This window comes from Pseudomonas sp. GW823-FHT02C05, assembly GCF_058797595.1.
Genome location: NZ_JBXAJU010000005.1, coordinates 316,148 through 336,180, shown reverse-complemented (window position 1 = coordinate 336,180; position 20,033 = coordinate 316,148). Strand labels below are relative to the sequence as shown.

Below are 20,033 nucleotides of genomic sequence, written 5' to 3'. Positions count from 1 at the left end.
TAATGTTTGGTATCAGCTTCTCTGAACTGCTGCTGGTGGGCCTGGTGGCCCTGCTGGTGCTCGGCCCCGAGCGCCTGCCCGGCGCTGCGCGCACCGCCGGCCTGTGGGTCGGGCGCCTCAAGCGCAGCTTCAACGCGATAAAACAGGAAGTTGAACGTGAAATCGGTGCCGACGAAATCCGCCGGCAACTGCACAACGAGCACATTCTGTCCCTGGAGCAGGAAGCGCGGAAAATCCTCGCCCCGACCCAGCAGCAACCGACTCCGGTAGAGCCTGTGGCCGAGCAGACGATTCACGCGCCAGGCGCCGCTACGGTCGCCGAAGCGCCGCCAGCCAGCGAAGTGCCCGCGCCTCTGCCATCGACACCAGCACCGGCACCGACCGCAGAGCCCGCAGCCCCAGTGGCAACACCCGCCACCACGGCCCCCCACGACTCCACCCTGCCGCCGCGAGCACCATGAGCGATATCCCAGAGAACGACCAACACATGCCGCTGGTGTCGCACCTCACCGAGCTGCGCACCCGCCTGCTGCGCTGCGTAGCGGCGATCTTCATCATCTTCGCCGGGCTGTTCGCCTTCACCCAGCAGATCTACACCATCGTCTCCACACCGCTGCGCCAGTACCTGCCGGTCGGCGCGACGATGATCGCCACCGACGTCGCCTCGCCGTTCCTGACGCCGCTGAAGCTGACCATGATGGTCTCGCTGTTCCTGGCGATCCCGGTGATCCTGCACCAGATCTGGGGCTTTATCGCACCCGGCCTGTACAAGCATGAAAAGCGCATTGCCGTGCCCTTGCTGGTGTCGAGCATCCTGCTGTTCTACATCGGCATGGCGTTCGCCTACTTCCTGGTGTTCCCGCTGATCTTCAAGTTCTTCGCCGCCGCCACCCCGGCCGGCGTGGAGATGATGACCGATATCACCAGCTACCTCGATTTCGTCATGACCCTGTTCTTCGCCTTCGGCGTGGCCTTCGAGATCCCGGTGGCCGTGGTCCTGCTGGTGTGGATAGGCGTGGTCAACGTGGCGTACCTGCGCAAGATCCGCCCTTACGTGATCATCGGCTGCTTCGTGGTGGGCATGATCCTCACCCCGCCGGACATTTTCTCCCAGACCCTGCTGGCCGTGCCCATGTGGCTGCTGTTCGAGATCGGCGTGCTGTTCGGCGGGCTGATCAGCAAACGTGGCGAGCACCCGGACGATGAACCGGCCGACGACCACAACGACCAGCCGCCAGCGACCCAAGCGTGAACCTGCTGCTTCTGGAAGAGGCCGATTTCATTGCGGCCGACCGGGTCGTGCTGCGCGACCGACGCCTGACCCACATGCAGGACGTGCATCGGGTGGCGGTCGGCGACAGCCTGCGGGTCGGGCGCATTGGCGGCTTGATGGGCAGTGCCCAGGTACTGCGCCTGGAGCCTGCTGAAGCCGAACTGCAAGTGACCCTCGATCAGCCGCCACCGGCCAAGCTGCCGTTGACCCTGGTGCTGGCCCTGCCGCGCCCGAAAATGCTTCGCCGGGTGTTCCAGACCATAGCGACCATGGGCGTGCCGCGGCTGGTGCTGGTGAACAGCTACCGGGTAGAAAAGAGCTTCTGGCAGACCCCGTTCCTGGAACCCGAAACGATTCGCGAACACCTGGTGCTCGGCCTGGAACAGGCCCGTGACACCGTGCTGCCCGACGTCCTGATCGAAAAACGCTTCAAGCCCTTCGTCGAAGACCGCCTGCCGGCCCTCAGCGCTGGCACCCTGGGGCTGGTGGGCCACCCTGGCCCATATCCGCCCTGCCCTCGCGGGCTGGACCAGGCCGTCACCCTGGCCATTGGCCCGGAAGGCGGCTGGATTCCCTACGAGATCGATCTTCTGGGCAAGGCCGGCCTGCAACCGGTGCAACTGGGCGAACGCATCCTGCGGGTCGAAACCGCGGTCACCGCCCTGCTTTCGCGCCTGTTCTGAGCCCCCATGTGCGTGCTGGCCAAGTGGCCAGCCGGACCTCACGGTCGTAATGGCAACTAGCCACTCAAGCTACAGAATCCCCCACTCCCGCCGATAGCCTATGGTTAAGCGCACATTGCTAAAAGGGAGTTCGCAGAATGTACCGTTGGCTAGCCAGAAACCTGGGAAACGTAAGCGTCAGCCTCAAGCTGGGTATCGGCTTCGGCCTGGTACTGCTCCTGACCCTGCTGATCACCGCCACCGGCTGGACCGGCCTGGGCCGGGTGATCGACCGGGGCGACAAACTGGGCAATATTTCCGTTATCTACGCCCTGACCAAGGACCTGCGCATCGCCCGCCTCAACTACGAGATGAGCCGCGGTGAACACGGCCCGGCCGCGGTCAACGACTTCCTCAAGCAACTCAACGACGGCCTGCAGGACGCTCGCGCGCAACTGCAGCAACCGGAAAGCATCACCATGGTCGACCAGCAACTGGACGCCGTGGCCGAATACCAGAAGGCCTTTGCCGACATGACTCGCGCCACCGCCAACCGCGAGGCCGCGAGGTCCCAGCTTGGCGCCACCGCGGACAATGCCGTGGCCCGGGTCGCGGAGGTTGAGAACTCACTGCTGCAAGGCGACAGCGTGGCGCAGTTCAATAGCGTGATCGACCTGTCCAAGCTGATCCAGCAGGCACGCTTCCAGGTACGCGGCTACACCTACAGCGCCAAGCCCGAGGCCAAGCAGCCGGCGCTGGACGCCATCGACAACGCCCTGAACAACCTCACCAGCCTGCCTTCGCGCCTGCCCGAGCAGCACGTTGCCAACCTGCAACAGGCCAGCGACTCGCTGAAGGCCTACCGGATGGCCGTCAGCGCCTACAGCGACGCCGAAGAAGCCAGCGCGGCTGCGCTCAAGCGCATGGCCGCCCAGGGCGACCGGCTGATGGACCTGAGCAAGCAGCTGACCGTGGCCCAGACCACCAAGCGTGACAGCGACGCCGCGCAGGCCAAGAGCACCCTGCTGATCGCCACCTTGCTGGCCATGCTGTTCGGCCTGATCGCCGCCTGGGCCATCACCCGGCAGATCACCCAGCCGCTGCAGCAGACCCTCAAGGCCGCCGAGCGCGTGGCTTCCGGGGACCTGAGCCAGAACCTCGCCGTGGAGCGCCGCGACGAACTGGGCCAACTGCAGAAAGCCATGCAGCGCATGACGGTAAGCCTGCGGGAACTGATCGGCGGCATCAGCGACGGGGTGACCCAAATCGCCAGCGCCGCCGAGCAACTGTCCGCGGTGACCGAGCAGACCAGCGCCGGGGTCAACAGCCAGAAAGTCGAAACCGACCAGGTGGCCACGGCCATGAACGAAATGGCCGCCACCGTGCAGGAAGTGGCGCGCAACGCCGAGGAGGCCTCCGAGGCCGCTGTGGCGGCCGACCAGCAGGCCCGCGAGGGTGACCGGGTGGTGAACGAAGCCATCGCCCAGATCGAGCGCCTGGCCAGCGAGGTGGGCCATTCCACCGAGGCCATGGGCCATCTCAAGCAGGAAAGCGACAAGATCGGCAGCGTCCTGGATGTGATCAAGTCGGTGGCCCAGCAGACCAACCTGCTGGCCCTGAACGCCGCCATCGAGGCCGCCCGGGCCGGTGAAGCCGGGCGGGGTTTTGCCGTGGTGGCGGATGAAGTACGCAGCCTGGCGCAACGTACCCAGCAATCCACCGAAGAAATCGCTGAACTCATCGTTGGCCTGCAAAGCGGCACCCAGCAGGTGGCCAGCACCCTGGATACCAGCCGCAGCCTGACCGACAGCAGTGTCGAGCTGACACGCCGGGCTGGTGGTTCCCTGGAAAACATCACCCGTACCGTGTCGGCGATCCAGGCGATGAACCAGCAGATCGCCGCGGCAGCAGAGCAGCAGAGCGCGGTGGCGGAAGAGATCAACCGCAGCGTGTTGAATGTGCGGGATGTGTCTGAACAGACGTCATCGGCCAGCGAGGAAACCGCCGCGTCCAGCGCCGAGCTGGCGCGGCTGGGGATTCACCTGCAAACCCTGGTGGGGCGTTTCCGGGTCTGAGCCGCTTCGCCGGCAAGCCGGCTCCTACCGGGAAATGCAGGAGCCGGCCTTACAGCACCTGGCGCAGGAAAGCCTGGGCCCGCGGGTCTTGCGGCGCGTCGAAGAACACCTGCGGCGCCGCGTCTTCCAGCAATTTGCCGTGATCGAAGAACAGCACCCGATCCGCCACTTCCCGGGCAAAGCCCATCTCGTGGGTCACGCAGACCATGGTCATGCCTTCCAGGGCCAGGGTCTTCATCACATCCAGCACCTCGCCGACCATTTCCGGGTCCAGGGCCGAGGTCGGCTCGTCGAACAGCATCACCTTGGGTTCCATGGCCAGGGCCCGGGCGATGGCCACACGCTGCTGCTGGCCACCGGAAAGCCGCGAAGGAAACTCGTGGGCCTTCTGGGCGATCCCGACCTTTTCCAGCAACGTCAGGGCCTTGGCCTCGCGCTCCTGCTTGCCGCGCTTGCGTACCACCTTCTGCGCCAGGCAGAGGTTTTCCAGCACGGTCATGTGCGGGAACAGGTTGAAGTGCTGGAACACCATGCCGACTTCCCGGCGGTAGGCGTTCACATCGGTCCTCGGGTCGGCCAGTTGCAGGCCGTCGATGCTCACCGAGCCGGAATCGAACTCTTCAAGGCCATTGAGGCAACGCAGGAAGGTCGACTTGCCGGAGCCGGACGGGCCGATCACCACCAGCACCTCGCCCTTGGCCACCTGGGTGGTGACGTTATCCACCGCGCGCACCACCTGGCCGCGGGTGTCGAAGACTTTTACCAGATCGCGGACTTCAATCACTTTGCGCGAGCCTCCGCTCAAGCCGGCTGGCCATCTTCGACAGCGGCAGGTTGATCAACAAATACAGGCCTGCCACGCAGAACAGGATCTCGAATGGCGAGAACGACGTGGTGATGACTTCCCGGCCGCTCTTGAGCAGTTCGGTAATGGCGATCACCGACACCAGGGAGGTGTCCTTGACCAGGCTGATGAACTGCCCGGCCAGCGGCGGCAGCACCCGCTTGAAGGCCTGGGGCAGCACCACATGGCGCATCGACTGGCCCGCGCTGAGCCCCAGGGAGCGAGCGGCTTCGTTCTGCCCGCGGGCGATGGACTGCACCCCGGCGCGAACGATTTCCGCCACATAGGCCCCGGTAAACAGCGACAGCGCGGCGATCCCGGCGAACTCCCGGGACAGATTGAGCACCGTGCCAATAAAGAAATAGAAGATGAAGATCTGCACCAGCAGCGGCGTGCCCCGCACCAGTTCGACATAGATCGTCGACAGGTCGCGCAGGGTCGGGTTGCTGGACAACCGGCACAGGCCGGTACCCAGGCCGATCAGCAGCCCCAGCACGCCGGACACCACCGACAGCCACAAGGTGGTCCACAGGCCCCACAACAGCGGGCCCGCGGCCCAGTGCCGGGTCACGCCAATCACATCGCCTTCGGCCACGTCATCGCCGCTGGCCACCTGCAGGCTGCCTTCATCGACACTCAGACGCTGCTCGGCACCGGAGTCACCGCGCAACGTGACTTGAGCCTTGCCGTCCTGGCGCACCACCTCGGCGACGGTGGAGATCTCCGCCGCCCGCTGGGACTCTTCGGCCTGATAGGCGAAGTACTGGGGGACACGGTTCCAGCGCCATTCGTAGGACATCAGCGAGGTGGCGTAGTACAGGGCGCCGGCCAGGCCGATCAGCACCAGCACGGTCAGTACGTGCCAGGGCCATTGGGCTTTTTTCTGTTTGTTCACTTTGCAGGTTCCAGCGGTTTGCAGCGGGGAGGTTCGGCAGAGCCCGGGTGGGCATCGTCGCGAGCAGGCTCGCTCCTACAAAAACGCTATGCGCCCTGTAGGAGCGAGCTTGCTCGCGATCAACCGCAAATCAGTTGCCTGACACCTATTCCATGTCCTTGAGCCACTCGGTGCTCTTGAACCACTTGTCATGGATGCGATCGTAGGTGCCGTCTTCGTGGATCTGGTGCAGGAAGTTGTTGATGAAGTTGATGCTGTCGTAATCGCCCTTCTTCAAACCGAAGGCCAGGGGCTCGTAGGTGAACGGCTTGTCGAGGAATACCAGCTTGCCATTGCCCACTTTGTTGACGGCCACCACGTTGTACGGAGCGTCGTAGATGAAGGCGTCGGCCTTGCCGTTGACCACGTCCAGCACCGCTTCCTGCTCGTTGTCGTAGCCGTGGTACTTGGCCTTGGCGATCAGCTTCTTGGCGACCATCTCACCGGTGGTGCCCAGCTTGGAGGTGATGCGGTAGTCGGCGCTGTTCAGGTCCTTGTAGGACTTGATGGTGCCTTCCAGGTCCTTGCGGATCAGCAGGGTCTGGCCGACCACGATGAAGGGTTCGCTGAAGTTCAGGCGCAGGTTGCGTTCCTGGGTCAGGGTCATGCCGCTGCCGATCATGTCGAACTTGTCGGTCAGCAGGGCCGGGATGATGCCGTCGTAGCCAGTGGAAACCATCTCCAGCTTGACCCCCATGGACTTGGCCATGGCCTTGAGCAGGTCGACTTCGAAACCGATGATTTCGCCACGCTTGTTGGTCATCTCGAACGGCATGTAGGTCGGGTCCATGCCGACTTTCAGCGTGCCGCGCTTGACCGCGTCGTCGATTGCGCCGGCCTGGGCCGTGTTGACCGCCAGCAGGGCCGCGGCACCCGCCAGCAGCAGCGAAAGATACTTCTTCATCTCAAGTCCCCTGAAGCCATTTTATTGTGGTGTCTGCGCACGGCGGTCATCTGCTTGAGTGCTTCGAATGGCAGGCCGTTGTCGATTGCGCGCAGAAATTTGCGGGTGCGATGCTAACGCACTCGGCCATTTGCACAAGGATTTTTGTTGTTTCAGGGGGAGCGACCGGTGGCCGCTGCCACAGCCTCCGACAAGGCATAGGCGGCCATTGGCGCCATAAAGCAAAACGCCCTTGAGCAAGAGCTCAAGGGCGTTGGCTTCAGGCCGGTTGCGGCGCCGCGTTCAGCGGCTGCAACGGCAGCAGCGGTGCATGGGGATCGGCATCCACCGACTGGCGCCAGGCGCTCAGCCATTCGCTGTGCCCCTCGCTCCAGACCTGCTCGTGCAGGCGCCCCAGGGCTACCGGGTCGCTCAACAGCGCCAGCCGCTCGCTGTTGTTCAGGGCCGCCGGGCCGACTTTCAGAGCATGCCGTACACGCTCCTGGCGCAGCCACTCGATGGGCTCGGCCTGGGTGTGGCGCGAGGTCGCCAGGGCACAGGCCAGGGCGTTCTGCTGCGGATCCACCACGGCCCGGACAAAGCCGTCGTTGAGCGCATGCCAGCGGTTTTCATGGGTGTACTGGTCGGTTGCCAGCAGCGCCTGTGGCGGAGCGTATTCCTCAGGGATCAGGAACAGGCTTTCGTCACGGGACTTCAGGCCCAGGCCCACACGACTGGAGATCACCGACACCGGGATCGACAGCATCAACGAACCGACGATCGGTACCAGCCACCAGAGGAAGCTCGGATTCAACCAGATCACCAACAGCGCCCAGCAGAAGCCCAGCAGGGTCTGCGGACCGTGGCGCTTGACCGCTTCGCTCCACGGCGTGGAGTCGTCGTCACGCTGTGGCGAGTTCCAGGTCGCGGCCCAGCCCAGGAACGCGGCCAGTACGAAACGGGTGTGGAAAATCATCCGCACCGGCGCCAGCAGCATGGAGAACAGCATCTCCAGGAGCATCGACAGGGTCACCTTGAACTTGCCACCGAACTCTTTCGCACCCTTGGCCCAGATCAGGATGATGCTCAAGAGCTTGGGCAGGAATAGCAGCACGATGGTGGTGGAGAACAGCGCGATGGCCTTGTCCGGGTGCCACTGCGGCCACAGCGGATACAGCTGCCGCGGCTCGAGGAAGTACTGCGGCTCCATCAGGGTGTTGACCGCCAGCAGGGCCGTGGACAGCACCAGGAAGAAGAACCACAGCGGCGCCGACAGGTAGGACATCACCCCGGTGAGGAACACCGCGCGGTGCACCGGGTGCATGCCCTTGACCAGGAACAGGCGGAAGTTCATCAGGTTGCCGTGGCACCAGCGCCGGTCACGCTTGAGTTCGTCCAGCAGGTTCGGCGGCAGCTCTTCGTAGCTGCCCGGCAGGTCGTAGGCAATCCACACGCCCCAGCCGGCACGGCGCATCAGCGCGGCTTCGACGAAGTCGTGGGAGAGGATCGCACCGGCGAAGGCACCCTTGCCCGGCAACGGCGCCAGGGCACAGTGCTCGATGAACGGCTGCATGCGGATGATCGCGTTGTGCCCCCAGTAGTGGGATTCCCCCAACTGCCAGAAGTGCAGGCCGGCGGTGAACAGCGGGCCGTAGACCCGGGTGGCGAACTGCTGCATGCGCGCATACAGGGTGTCCATGCCCGAGGCCCGTGGCGCGGTCTGGATGATCCCCGCGTCCGGCGTGGCTTCCATCAGGCGTACCAGGCTGGTCAGGCATTCGCCGCTCATGACGCTGTCAGCGTCGAGCACGACCATGTACTTGTAGTCACCGCCCCAACGACGGCAGAAGTCGTCGAGGTTGCCGCTCTTGCGTTTCACTCGGCGGCGACGGCGGCGATAGAAGATCTTGCCGAAGCCCTTGGCTTCGCGGCAGACATCCAGCCAGGCCTGCTGCTCGGCCACGCAGATATCGCTGTCGTTGCTGTCGCTGAGGACGAAGAAGTCGAAACGGTCCAGGTCACCGGTGGCCGCCACCGACTCGAAGGTCGCGCGCAGGCCGGCAAACACCCGGGGCACGTCTTCGTTGCAGATCGGCATCACCAGTGCGGTGCGCGCATCCTTGGGAATCGGCTCGTTGCCGGCGCTGGCCCCAGAGATGCGGTACTTGTCGTGGCCGGTCAGCAGTTCCAGGAAGCCCATCAGCGCGGTCCAGAAACCTGCCGAGACCCAGCAGAACAGGATCCCGAACAGAATCAGGATGCTGGTCTGCAGGGCATAGGGCAGCACTTGCTGGGCGGTCTGCATCAGCGGCTGGTGCATGACCTCTTCCAGGTCGACGAAGGACCAGCCCTGGTACGGCATGATGCCTTTCATGTACCAGCCGGCGACGATGGTCTGGCCGAGCATCAGCACCAGCAGGATGTAGCGGCGGATAGAACCGACGGTACGCCAGCGAGCGGCCGGCAGTACCCGTTCGTCCTTCTTCGGCGCTGGCGGGTTGGTACGCCCGGTCAGGCGCCGCCAGCCGCGCACCAGGATATTGGTGCGCCACGGCTCCGGGACCACCTTGGTGCGGCGGATCGGTGGCGTGGCCTTGAGGCAGACCCGGCCCTCGGCGTCCACCGCGAGCATTTCCGCTTCTTCCAGCTCAGCGGCGGTGCTCAGGGTCAGGCGCTGGCCCACCGAGGCCTGGGCGGCATCGGTGGGGCCATCGAAGGTGCTGGACGACAGGCGTTGGTGCAATTCGCTGAAGGACTGGCAGCCCGCGAGTTCCGCGCGCTGCTGGTCCGACATCGGCAAATGCGCCAGGTACTCGGCAAGAGACTCTGGCTGTAGTTGAGAGTTACTCATCGGCAGGCAACTGATAGCTCCAGGTCTCGGTCAGGACTTGCTCCGTTTTAACCGGTTCCGGTGTGGCTGGGGCCGCGTCCGCAGCAGCAGGCTGCTTGGCGTCTTTGTGGTCCTTGTCCTTGGCGTTCTTGGCGTCTTTAGCCTCTTTGCCCGGCTGGGCTTGCGCCTGCTTGGCGGCTGCCGCTGCGGCTTCCTTCTCTTTCTTCTCCTGCTGCTTGGCGGCGATCTTGTCGGCCTTGGCGATGGAGGAGTTGGAGTTCGGCGTCGAGGCCTTGGCCGGCTCGGGCTGCGCAATGTCGCGGACCAGAGCGGCACGCATCTCGGTGGACTTGCTCGCGTCCTTGATCTTCATCCGCAGGGTCAGGCGCCAGCCCTTGGTTTCCGGGTTGTAGCGAACGCTGTTTTCCACCAGCTCGGCGTTGTCACCCACGCTGACCTGGCTGCGAACGTCGGCGTTTTCCGGCAATGCCGCCAGGGACGGGCCTTCGAAGTCCACCAGGTAGGCCACGCTGCCGTCGGGCTGACGGATCAGGTTGGACTGCTTGACGTCACCGGTGGAGCGCAGGGTCTGCTGTACCCAGGCGCTGTCAGGGGAATGCAGGGCGGCTTCGTCGATGGTCCAGTGCAGGCGATAGGCGAAATCCAGCGGCTGGCCTGGCTCAGGCTGCTTTTCCGGGTTCCAGAACGCCACGATGTTGTCGTTGGTTTCGTCCGCGGTCGGGATCTCTACCAGGTCGACGGTGCCCTTGCCCCAGTCGCCCTTGGGCTCGATCCAGGCGCTTGGGCGCTTGTCGTAGCGGTCGTCGAGGTCTTCATAGTGGCTGAAGTCGCGGCCACGCTGGAGCAGGCCGAAACCACGCGGGTTCTCCACCGAGAAGTTGCTCACGGCCAGATGTTTCGGGTTGTTCAGCGGGCGCCAGATCCACTCGCCATTGCCGGCGTGGATCGACAGGCCGCTGGAGTCGTGCAGTTCGCGACGGTAGTTGAGGACCTTCGACGGCTGGTTGGCGCCGAACAGGTACATGCTGGTCAGCGGGGCCAGGCCCAGCTTGCCGACCTTGTCACGCAGGAACACCCGGGCCTTGACGTCGACAATGGTGTCGGCGCCCGGCCGCAGGGTCAGGCGATAGGCGCCGGTGGCCCGTGGCGAATCCAGCAGGGCGTAGATCACCAGGTGCTTGTCGGTAGCCTTGGGCTGCTGGATCCAGAACTCGCTGAAACGCGGGAATTCCTCGCCGGATGGCAGGGCGGTGTCGATTGCCAGGCCCCGGGCGGACAGGCCATAGGTATGACCCTTGCCAACGACGCGGAAATAGCTCGCGCCGAGCATGGTCATGATCTCGTCTTGCTTGTCAGCCTTGTTGATCGGGTACAGAACGCGGAAACCGGCATAGCCGAGCTTCTCGGTGGCCTTGGGGTCGAACTTCACGTCGCCGAAATCGAAACGGTTCGGGTCGTACTTGATCTCGGTAACGGTGTTGGCGCTGATCTCGTTGATCTTCACCGGCGTGTCGAAGTGCATGCCCTGGTGGTAGAACGACAGCTTGAACGGTGTCTTCTGGTCGGCCCATTCGGCTTTTTCGGTGAGGAAGCGGATTTTCTGGTAATCCGCGAACTTCATCTCACGGAACTCGTTCGGCAGGTTACTGCGCGGGGCCTCGTACTTCTGCCCGGCCAGGTCCTTGGCCTTGACCGATACATCATCCAGATTGAATGCCATGAGTTGACCGGCGCCGAGCAGGCAGACCAGCGCAGAGCCCGTCACCAGTGCGTTTCGTAACCGTTTGGCAAACAAGTTTGGTGCATTACAGGGACTAACAATCACGAGCAACCCTCGCCGAAAACAGATCAAAAAACCAACGGCCAGCTATCTATATGCCAGGTTGGCGAGCATTGTTCCGACTCCGATGGGGCTAAATGATTCCCCAAACGGCCGTGGACAAGTCTCTACTTAAGTCAAAATGGACCAACGAACGCTGATCCCCGTAGCGCGCGATTATCTAGTAGCCCGCGTTACAACGCATCAGGGGTAACAAAGTATTTATCGCGAAAAACAGCCGTTTGCGGCCCAAATCGGTGGAAAAAGCTGTTTCAGGCGTTTTCAGGTCTGTAACAGGAAGGTTACCGGGCCATCATTGACCAGATGCACCTGCATGTCCGCGCCAAAACGCCCTGATGCCACTTTGCCATGCAACTGTTGCGCCTTCACTACCAGGTAGTCAAAAAGCTCTTCGCCAAGGGCCGGCGGCGCGGCTGTGGAAAAGCTCGGGCGCAGCCCGCTCTTGGTGTCCGCCGCCAGGGTGAATTGCGACACCAGCAGCAAGCCGCCCTGCACATCCGCCAGGGACAGGTTCATCTTGCCCTCGGCATCACTGAACACCCGATAGTTAAGCAGCTTATGCAGGAGTTTGTTGGCACTGGCCCGGGTGTCCTCGGGCTCCACCGCCACCAGTACCAGCAATCCCTGGTCCACCGCGCCGACTATGTCCCCGGCGACTTCCACCCGCGCGCCACGCACGCGCTGCAACAGGCCCTTCATGCTTCTTCGGGCGGCAGGTCGAGCAGACGGCGCGCCATCTGGTCGGTGGCGCGTACCAGAGCATCGGTGATACCCGGCTCGGAAGCGGCGTGGCCAGCGTCGCGGATCACCTGCAGCTCGCTGTTGGGCCAGGCCTGATGCAGCTCCCAGGCGTTGTCCAGCGGGCAGATCACATCGTAGCGGCCATGGACGATGACCCCGGGCAGATGGGCGATCTTGCCCATGTCGCGGATCAGTTGGTCAGGTTCGAGGAAGGCGTTGTTTGTGAAGTAATGGCATTCGATCCGGGCAATCGACAGCGCCCGCTGCGGCTCGGAGAAACGGTCCACCACCAACGGGTTGGGGCGCAGGGTCGCGGTGCGCCCTTCCCAGCCCGACCAGGCCTTGGCCGCATGCATCTGGGCGATCTGGTCGGTGCCGGTCAGGCGCTTGTGGAAGGCGCTGACCAGGTCATGCCGCTCTTCCAGGGGAATCGGCGCCACATAGTCCTGCCAGTAGTCGGGGAACAGGCGGCTGGCGCCACACTGGTAGTACCACTGGATCTCCTGGGGCCGGGCCAGGAAGATGCCCCGCACGATCAGGCCGAGCACGCGCTCCGGGTGGGTCTGGGCATAGGCCAGGGCCAGGGTCGACCCCCAGGAGCCGCCAAACAGCACCCACTTGTCGATGCCCAGGTGCTGGCGAATGCGCTCAAGGTCCGCCACCAGGTCCCAGGTGGTGTTGTTTTCCAGGCTGGCGTGAGGGGTGGAACGCCCGCAACCGCGCTGGTCGAACGTGACGATGCGATACAGATTCGGGTCGAAGTAGCAGCGGCTGGCCCCATCGCAGCCCGCCCCCGGCCCGCCATGAATGAACACCACCGGCAAACCTTCCGGTGAACCACTTTCGTCGACATACAGCACGTGCGGCTCGTCGACGGCCAGATCGTGCCGGGCATAGGGTTTGATCTGCGGGTACAAAGTCTGCATTACGCGCTCCGTGGAGGTCGGGTTCATCCCTGGCGGGGACTACATTTATTCTGCCGTCCGGCATCATAAACCCGAATTACGCAATGAGCATGTCCTTGGAGAAAACAGGGTTGTTTCAGGTTTTGCGCGGGGGGGCGAAGGCGCTTCGCGAGCAAGCGCGCTCCTACACAAAGGCGTGTACCCGCTGTAGGAGCGCTTGCTGTCAGGCGTAACGTTCCTGCCCCCAGGCCAGCAGCCCCTGGAGCAATTCCTTGAGCACCACCTGGGTCGGTGCTGCCAGGTCCCCGCGATAGCGGAACGGTTCGAACTCTTCCATGTAGGCGCTCTGTGCCAGCTCCAGTTGCACGGCATGGATATGCTCGGCCGGGTTGCCGTAGTGGCGGGTGATATGCCCGCCCTTGAAGCGCCCGTTGAGCACATGGGTGTAGCCGCCGTGGCCGGCGCAGATAGCCTCCAGCCGGCTGGCCAGTTGCGGATCGCAGCTGGCGCCATTGAAAGTGCCGAGGTTGAAGTCCGGCAGCTTGCCTTCGAACAGGTGCGGGATCAGCGAGCGGATGGAGTGGGCATCGAACAGCAGGGCATAGCCGAATTCGGCCTTGAGCCGCGCCAGCTCTTCCTGGAGGGTGCGGTGGTAAGGCCCCCACACCTCGTGCAGGTACTGCTCGCGCTCCTCACTGGACGGCGCCTGACCTTCGACGAACAAGGGCTCGCCGTCGAACAGGGTGGCCGGGTACAGGCCCGTTGTGGCCCCCACGTACAGGGGCTTGTCATCGGACGGGCGGTTCAGGTCGATGACAAAACGCGAATATTCGGCCGCCAGGGTACTGGCCCCCAGCTCCTGGGCGAACTGGTACAGCCGTGGAATGTGCCAGTCGGTGTCCGGCAGGCTCTGCGCCTGGGGCACCAGCCCGGCCGCCACCGCCGGGGTCAGGCGCGTACCGGCGTGAGGCATGCTGATCAGCAGCGGCACCCGGCCTTGTTTGAAATTCAGAACCTTATCCACAACCCTTCTCCTACACAGTCACTTCAACGCCGTGTCGCACGACGCGCTTTTCCAGATCGCCGCCCAGCCAGTAGGCCAGGTCGGCAGGACGATCGATCTGCCAGGCGACGAAGTCCGCCACCTTGCCCACCTCCAGCGAACCATGGGTCTTTTCCATGCCCAGGGCCTGGGCCGCATGCAGGGTAACCCCGGCCAGGGCCTCCTCGGGGGTCATACGGAAACAGGTACAGGCCATGTTCAGCATCAGCCGCAGCGACAACGCCGGTGACGTACCGGGATTGAGGTCGCTGGCCACGGCGATCTTCACCCCGTGCTTGCGCAAGGCTTCCATTGGCGGCTGCTGGGTTTCCCGGAGGAAATAGAAGGCCCCCGGCAGCAACACCGCCACGGTCCCGGACGCCGCCATGGCTATTGCATCCTCCTCGGTCATGAACTCCAGGTGATCGGCGGACAGCGCATGGTAGCGGGCCGCCAGGCTCGAACCATGCAGCGACGACAGTTGCTCGGCGTGCAGCTTGACCGGCAGGCCGAGCTGTTGCGCGGCAATGAACACCCGCTCCACCTGCTCCGGGGAGAACGCCAGGTATTCACAGAAGGCATCCACCGCGTCCACCAGCCCCTCGGCCGCCAGGGCCGGGAGCATATCGCTGCAGATATGCTCGATGTAGGCATCGCTGCGCTCGGCGTATTCCGGCGGCAGGGCGTGGGCCGCCAGGCAGGTGCTGCGCACGCTGACCGGCAACTCTTCGCCCAGGCGACGGATCACCCGCAGGATCTTGCGCTCGCTGGCCAGGTCCAGGCCGTAGCCGGACTTGATCTCGACGCTGGTCACGCCATCGCGCAACAGGCTCAGCAGACGCTTGCGGGCGCTGCCGAACAGCTCCTCCTCGGTGGCGGCCCGAGTAGCCCGTACGGTACTGGCGATACCACCGCCGGCAGCGGCGATCTCGGCATAGCTCACCCCTTGCAGGCGCTGCTCGAACTCACCACTGCGGTTGCCGCCAAATACCGTGTGGGTGTGGCAATCGATAAAGCCCGGGGTTACCCAGGCTCCAGCCAGGTCATTGACCTGGGCGTAGTCGCCGGCCGGCGCCTCCGAGCGCCGGCCGATCCACTCGATGTGCGCCCCTGACGTCACCATGGCCGCATCCTCGATGATCGAGTAAACACCCGAGGCCATGCTGGCGACGTTGCAGTGTTGCCAAAGAGTTTTCATCCAACCTCCATTAATGGTCAGTAGGTAAAGGAGCGTCGCTCATGATCGCCTGGGCCTGCCCCGCCATGGGCTTGACCCACAGCATATAGGCCACGATCAGTAGAGCGATCCACACTACGCCGACGATCAGCGCTCCCTGGGTTTTCGGGAAATAGCCCAGCACGCCGAAGATGAACAGCATGAAGGCAATGGCCGCCGCCGGGGCCCAAGGCCAGAATGGCACCTTGAACTGCAACTGGGCCACCTGCTCGGCGGTCATCGAACGGCGCATGGCCACGTGAGTCAGGAGAATCATCAGCCACACCCAGACCGTGGCGAACGTGGCCAGGGACGCGATCAGCAGGAAGATGTTTTCCGGGATTAGGTAGTTCAGCACCACCCCGATCAACAGAGTCACGGCCATCACCACCACGGTCATCCACGGCACCCCGTGCTTGGACACCTGGGCAAAGCCCTTGGGCGCCTGCCCTTGCCGGGCCAGGCCATACATCATCCGGCCGGCGCCGAAGATGTCGCTGTTGATGGCCGATACCGCCGCCGAAATCACCACGATATTGAGGATAGTGGCGGCCGAGCTGATGCCCAGGCTGTCAAAGATCTGCACGAACGGGCTGCCCTGGGTACCGATCTGCGGCCAGGGGAAAATCGACATCAGCACGAACAGGGTCAGCACGTAGAACAGCAGGATACGCAGCGGCACGGCATTGATCGCCTTGGGAATGACCCGCTTCGGATCCTGGGCCTCGCCCGCAGTGACCCCGATGATCTCGATGCCGCCAAAGGCAAACATCACCACGGCAAACGAGGCGATCACCCCACTGATGCCATTGGGCATGAAGCCGCCGTGGGCCCAGAGGTTGGCGGCGCCAGTGGCCTGGTCCTGCGCGGCGCTGCTGATACCGAAGAGCATGATGCCCAGGCCCCCCAGGATCATCGCGACGATCGCCCCGACCTTGAGCAGCGACAGCCAGAACTCCATCTCGCCGAACACCTTGACGTTGCACAGGTTCAGGCCGCCGATGAACAGCACGATGCCCAGCACCCAGATCCAGCGCGCCACTTCGGGAAACCAGAAGCCCATGTAGATGCCAAAGGCAGTCACGTCCGCCAGGCACACGATCAACATCTCGAAGGCGTAGGTCCACCCCAGGATGAAGCCCGGCAACGGCCCCAGGTACTGGCTGGCGTAATGCCCGAACGAACCGGACACCGGGTTGTGCACGGCCATCTCCCCGAGTGCGCGCATCACCATGAAAACCGCCGCGCCACCGATCAGGTAGGCCAGCAACACGGCGGGCCCGGCCATCTGGATGGCCGAGGCCGAACCGTAGAACAATCCTGTACCGATGGCCGACCCCAAGGCCATGAAGCGTATATGGCGGGCTGTCAGCCCTCGGCGTAGTCCACTGTCTTGCGATTGCATGTCATCGTCCCTTTTATTGTTATCGGACAAGTCCGCCCCGCGCAGGGGTGCGGGGCGGAGGAAGCAGACGCTCCGCGCCTGTCTTGCAGGTAAAGCCAACCAGCACGGGCCGCAGCTCCACGCCGAGCGCGAAGCTGCCTGGCGGCCCGGCGTGCATTACAGGCTCGGCAACAACCGGGCTGGCAGCAGCCCGTTCAGGCAACGCGAAGCCAGCAACTCACTGGCGGCGTTGATGTCCGGTGCAAAGAAGCGGTCCTTCTCGTAGTACGCCACTTTCTCGCGCAAGGTGGCACGGGCCTTTTCCAGGGTCGGCGAGGTTTTCAGGCCTTCGCGCAGGTCCAGCCCCTGGCAGGCCGCCAGCCATTCCACAGCCAGGACACCACGGGTGTTCTCGGCCATTTCCCACAAGCGCTTGCCGGCGGCCGGGGCCATGGAGACGTGGTCTTCCTGGTTGGCAGAGGTAGGGATGCTGTCCACCGAGTGCGGGTGGGCCAGGGCCTTGTTCTCGCTGGCCAGGGCCGCGGCGGTGACCTGGGCGATCATGAAGCCGGAGTTGACCCCGCCATTGGCCACCAGGAACGGCGGCAGCTGGGACATGTGCTTGTCCATCATCAGCGAGATCCGCCGTTCGCTCAGGGAGGCGATCTCGGCGATGGCCAGGGCCATGTTGTCGGCGGCCATGGCCACCGGCTCGGCGTGGAAGTTGCCACCGGAAATAACGTCACCTTCGGCGGCGAACACCAGCGGGTTGTCCGACACGGCGTTGGCTTCCACCACCAGCACTTCGGCAGCCTGGCGCAACTGGGTCAGGCAGGCGCCCATCACTTGTGGCTGGCAACGCAGGGAATACGGGTCCTGGACCTTGTCGCAATTCTTGTGCGACGCGGATACCTCGGTGCTGTCCCCCAGCAACGCGCGATAGGCCGCGGCGGTATCGATCTGCCCGCGCTGACCACGAGCGGCGTGAATCCGCGGGTCGAATGGCGAGCGCGAACCCAGCACCGCTTCCACGGTCAGGCCGCCGCACACCAGTGCGCCGGCGAACAGGTCTTCGCCCTCGAACAGACCGCGCAAGGCGTATGCGGTGGAAACCTGGGTGCCGTTGAGCAGCGCCAGGCCTTCCTTGGCGGCCAGGGTCAACGGCTTGAGGCCGGCCACTTCCAGGGCCGCTGTCGCTTCCAGCCACTGCCCCTTGTAGCGCGCCTTGCCCTCGCCCAGCAGCACCAGGGACATGTGGGCCAAAGGCGCCAGGTCGCCGGAAGCACCCACCGAGCCCTTGAGCGGGATGTGCGGGTAGACCTCGGCGTTGATCAGGGCGATCAAGGCGTCGATCACTTGGCGGCGGATCCCGGAGAAACCACGGCTCAGGCTGTTGACCTTGAGCACCATGATCAGGCGTACCAGGTCATCGCTGATAGGCTCGCCAACACCGGCGGCGTGGGACAGCACCAGCGAGCGCTGGAGGTTTTCCAGGTCGGCGCTGGCAATGCGGGTCGAGGCCAGCAGGCCAAAACCGGTGTTGATGCCATAGGCGGTGCGGTTCTCGGCGAGGATCTGCTCGACACAGGCGACGCTGGCGTCGATCTGCGCCGAGGCGCTGCCATCCAGGGTCAGGATCAGCGGCTGCTGATAGATGGCCCGCAGTTGGGCCAGGGTCAGTTGGCCGGGAATCAGGTTTAGCGCAGTCACATTCATGCTCCTTTTGAGAGTTTTGTAATAACTAGCCAGTCGCTCCGGAAGCTTCCGTTGTCCGTCGCCACCCGCAGCTTGAGCAGGTGGCGCCTTGGCACGCTGGCGATGGGGAAATCCGTTTTATTGCACCTTGGAAAAGCGTTTGTTGAGCAATCGCGGGTCCTTGAGCAAGGCCGCCACGCTGGCGATATCCGGGGCCAGCCAGCGGTCCTGGTCGTAGGCCGGAACCCGCTCGCGCAGCAGGCACCAGGCAATGCCGGTGCCGGTGCCGAAGCGCTGCTCCTTGAGAAATTCGAATGCCTGGGCCGCCAGCAGGTACTCGATGGCGAGGATCTGGGTGCAGTTTTCCAGCACCTGCAGCAGCTTCAGGGCGGCGTTGGTGCCCAGGCTCAGGTGGTCTTCCTGCAGGCCCGAGGTGACGAAGTTGTCGAGCACCGCCGGCTGTGCCAGCTGGCGGTTCTGCGCGCACAGCGAGGCCGCCACGTACTGCACGATCATCATCCCGGAGTTGACCCCGGGCTCGGCCACCAGGAACGCCGGCAGGCCACTGACATGGGGGTTGATCAGGCGGTCCAGGCGGCGCTCGGCGATGGAGCCGATCTCGGCCATGGCAATCGCCAGCACGTCCGCCGCCAGGGCCACCGATTGGCCGTGGGGGTTGGCCTGGGACACCACCCGATAGTTGTCCGGGGTGCCCAGCAGCAACGGATTGTCGGTGGCGGCATTGAGCTCGGTTTCCACCTGCCTGGCCGCGTGGGCCAGTTGATCCCGGGCAGCACCGTGCACCTGGGGAATCGAGCGGATGCTCAGGGCGTCCTGGGTACGGATGCCCTTGCTGGAAGCGATCACCTCGCTGCGGTCGAGCAAGGCCCGCAGGTTGCTGCCCACCACCTGCATGCCGGGGTGCGCCTTGAGGGCGATGATCTCGGCATCAAAGGCGGCGATCTGGCCGCGCAGGGCCTCGAAGCTCATGGCGCCGATCACGTCGGCCCACTGCAACAGGCGGCTGGCATCGGCCAGGGCCAGGCAACCGAGGCCGGTCATGCACGGCGTGCCGTTGACCAGGCACAGACCATCCTTGGCCCCCAGTTGCACCGCTTGCAGCCCTTCCTCGGCCAGGGCCTGCTCGGCGCTGACGATGTGCCCGCGATAGCTGACCTGACCGACGCCGAGCAGCGCCACGCCGATATGGGCCATGTGGGTCAGGTAGCCCACCGAACCCTGCGACGGCACCTGCGGGGTGATCCCGCGATTGAGCAGCGCCAGCAGCGCCTGGACCACCTGCCGGTGGATCCCGGACTTGCCGTGGCTGTAGTTGATGATGGCCGCACAGATGATCGCCCGGGTCTGTTCGTCGGCCAGCACCGGGCCAACTCCGCAGGCATGGCTGAGCAGGGTATTGCGCGACAGCTGGCTGAGCTGCTCGCCGGCCAGCAACACATTGCACAAGGCCCCAAGGCCGGTGCTGATGCCATAGGCGCGCTCGCCGCTGTCCACCACTTTGCGCACGATGGCCTGGGCATTGTCGATCCGCGCCCAGGCCTGCTCCGAGAGTTCGAGCTCAGCACCGTGGCGGGCGACGGCGACAACATCCTGCCAACCCAGGGGGGCGTCGGCGATTACGATTTTTTCAGCCAGAGACATCGGTAACCTCGTCATTGAATCAGTGG

At 64.2% G+C, this 20,033-nt stretch carries 16 protein-coding genes and 1 pseudogene; 5 read left to right on the top strand and 12 right to left on the bottom strand.

From position 1 onward, the window contains the following. Positions 1 to 2: 2 nt before the first annotated feature. The 5 genes and pseudogenes from tatB (at position 3) to AC1RGE_RS26700 (ending at position 4,010) form a co-directional block, all read left to right on the top strand. Entirely contained in the window at positions 3 to 461 is a 459-nt protein-coding gene (gene tatB / locus AC1RGE_RS26720) for a Sec-independent protein translocase protein TatB (protein WP_011058796.1), read from the top strand. Further along, entirely contained in the window at positions 458 to 1,252 is a 795-nt protein-coding gene (gene tatC / locus AC1RGE_RS26715) for a twin-arginine translocase subunit TatC (RefSeq protein ID WP_011058795.1), read from the top strand. Before tatB ends, tatC begins: the two co-directional genes overlap by 4 nt. Continuing rightward, positions 1,249 to 1,956 carry a 16S rRNA (uracil(1498)-N(3))-methyltransferase gene (locus AC1RGE_RS26710; protein WP_011058794.1) on the top strand — a complete coding sequence of 236 codons (708 nt, stop codon included), beginning with the start codon at positions 1,249 to 1,251 and terminating at the stop codon, positions 1,954 to 1,956. Before tatC ends, AC1RGE_RS26710 begins: the two co-directional genes overlap by 4 nt. Before the next feature lie 137 nt (positions 1,957 to 2,093). Further along, positions 2,094 to 3,155, top strand: a pseudogene (locus AC1RGE_RS26705) (methyl-accepting chemotaxis protein); the annotation flags it as partial. After that, positions 3,138 to 4,010 carry a methyl-accepting chemotaxis protein gene (locus AC1RGE_RS26700; protein WP_374046634.1) on the top strand — a complete coding sequence of 291 codons (873 nt, stop codon included), beginning with the start codon at positions 3,138 to 3,140 and terminating at the stop codon, positions 4,008 to 4,010. The pseudogene AC1RGE_RS26705 and the gene AC1RGE_RS26700, both read left to right, overlap by 18 nt. A 49-nt stretch (positions 4,011 to 4,059) precedes the next feature. Here the strand turns inward: AC1RGE_RS26700 and AC1RGE_RS26695 are convergent, their stop codons facing one another. The 12 genes from AC1RGE_RS26695 to AC1RGE_RS26640 all read right to left on the bottom strand — a co-directional run bounded on the left by AC1RGE_RS26695 (position 4,060) and on the right by AC1RGE_RS26640 (position 20,007). Continuing rightward, the gene (locus AC1RGE_RS26695) at positions 4,060 to 4,794 is read right to left on the bottom strand and encodes an amino acid ABC transporter ATP-binding protein (protein ID WP_346624874.1); all 735 of its coding nucleotides are present in this window, start codon (positions 4,792 to 4,794) and stop codon (positions 4,060 to 4,062) included. Continuing rightward, positions 4,787 to 5,749: an amino acid ABC transporter permease gene (locus AC1RGE_RS26690; RefSeq protein ID WP_492585319.1), complete on the bottom strand. Its 963-nt coding sequence runs from the start codon at positions 5,747 to 5,749 to the stop codon at positions 4,787 to 4,789. The genes AC1RGE_RS26695 and AC1RGE_RS26690 overlap by 8 nt, the downstream gene beginning before the upstream one ends. A gap of 145 nt (positions 5,750 to 5,894) precedes the next feature. Then, complete coding sequence (locus AC1RGE_RS26685) at positions 5,895 to 6,692, bottom strand: transporter substrate-binding domain-containing protein (protein WP_019095754.1); 798 nt, start codon at positions 6,690 to 6,692, stop codon at positions 5,895 to 5,897. A gap of 259 nt (positions 6,693 to 6,951) precedes the next feature. Beyond that, positions 6,952 to 9,522 (bottom strand): glucans biosynthesis glucosyltransferase MdoH, encoded by a 2,571-nt coding sequence (mdoH, locus tag AC1RGE_RS26680; protein ID WP_011058789.1) that lies wholly within the window; start codon positions 9,520 to 9,522, stop codon positions 6,952 to 6,954. Then, complete coding sequence (locus tag AC1RGE_RS26675) at positions 9,515 to 11,347, bottom strand: glucan biosynthesis protein G (protein ID WP_011058788.1); 1,833 nt, start codon at positions 11,345 to 11,347, stop codon at positions 9,515 to 9,517. Before AC1RGE_RS26675 ends, mdoH begins: the two co-directional genes overlap by 8 nt. Positions 11,348 to 11,623: 276 nt before the next feature. Further along, positions 11,624 to 12,061, bottom strand: a complete 438-nt coding sequence (dtd, locus tag AC1RGE_RS26670; protein ID WP_492585317.1) for a D-aminoacyl-tRNA deacylase — start codon at positions 12,059 to 12,061, stop codon at positions 11,624 to 11,626. After that, complete coding sequence (gene pip, locus AC1RGE_RS26665; protein ID WP_011058786.1) at positions 12,058 to 13,029, bottom strand: prolyl aminopeptidase; 972 nt, start codon at positions 13,027 to 13,029, stop codon at positions 12,058 to 12,060. Before pip ends, dtd begins: the two co-directional genes overlap by 4 nt. 202 nt (positions 13,030 to 13,231) lie before the next feature. Continuing rightward, positions 13,232 to 14,032: an N-formylglutamate deformylase gene (gene hutG, locus AC1RGE_RS26660; protein WP_015633851.1), complete on the bottom strand. Its 801-nt coding sequence runs from the start codon at positions 14,030 to 14,032 to the stop codon at positions 13,232 to 13,234. A gap of 10 nt (positions 14,033 to 14,042) precedes the next feature. Next, positions 14,043 to 15,248 carry an imidazolonepropionase gene (gene hutI, locus AC1RGE_RS26655; RefSeq protein WP_011058784.1) on the bottom strand — a complete coding sequence of 402 codons (1,206 nt, stop codon included), beginning with the start codon at positions 15,246 to 15,248 and terminating at the stop codon, positions 14,043 to 14,045. 10 nt (positions 15,249 to 15,258) lie between these two features. After that, positions 15,259 to 16,671 carry an amino acid permease gene (locus AC1RGE_RS26650; protein WP_015633849.1) on the bottom strand — a complete coding sequence of 471 codons (1,413 nt, stop codon included), beginning with the start codon at positions 16,669 to 16,671 and terminating at the stop codon, positions 15,259 to 15,261. Between the two features lie 156 nt (positions 16,672 to 16,827). Next, positions 16,828 to 18,366, bottom strand: coding sequence for a histidine ammonia-lyase (gene hutH, locus AC1RGE_RS26645; RefSeq protein ID WP_492585315.1), 1,539 nt, complete (start codon positions 18,364 to 18,366; stop codon positions 16,828 to 16,830). A 117-nt stretch (positions 18,367 to 18,483) separates the two neighbouring features. Beyond that, positions 18,484 to 20,007, bottom strand: a complete 1,524-nt coding sequence (locus tag AC1RGE_RS26640; RefSeq protein WP_492585313.1) for an HAL/PAL/TAL family ammonia-lyase — start codon at positions 20,005 to 20,007, stop codon at positions 18,484 to 18,486. Between the last annotated feature and the right edge of the window lie 26 nt (positions 20,008 to 20,033).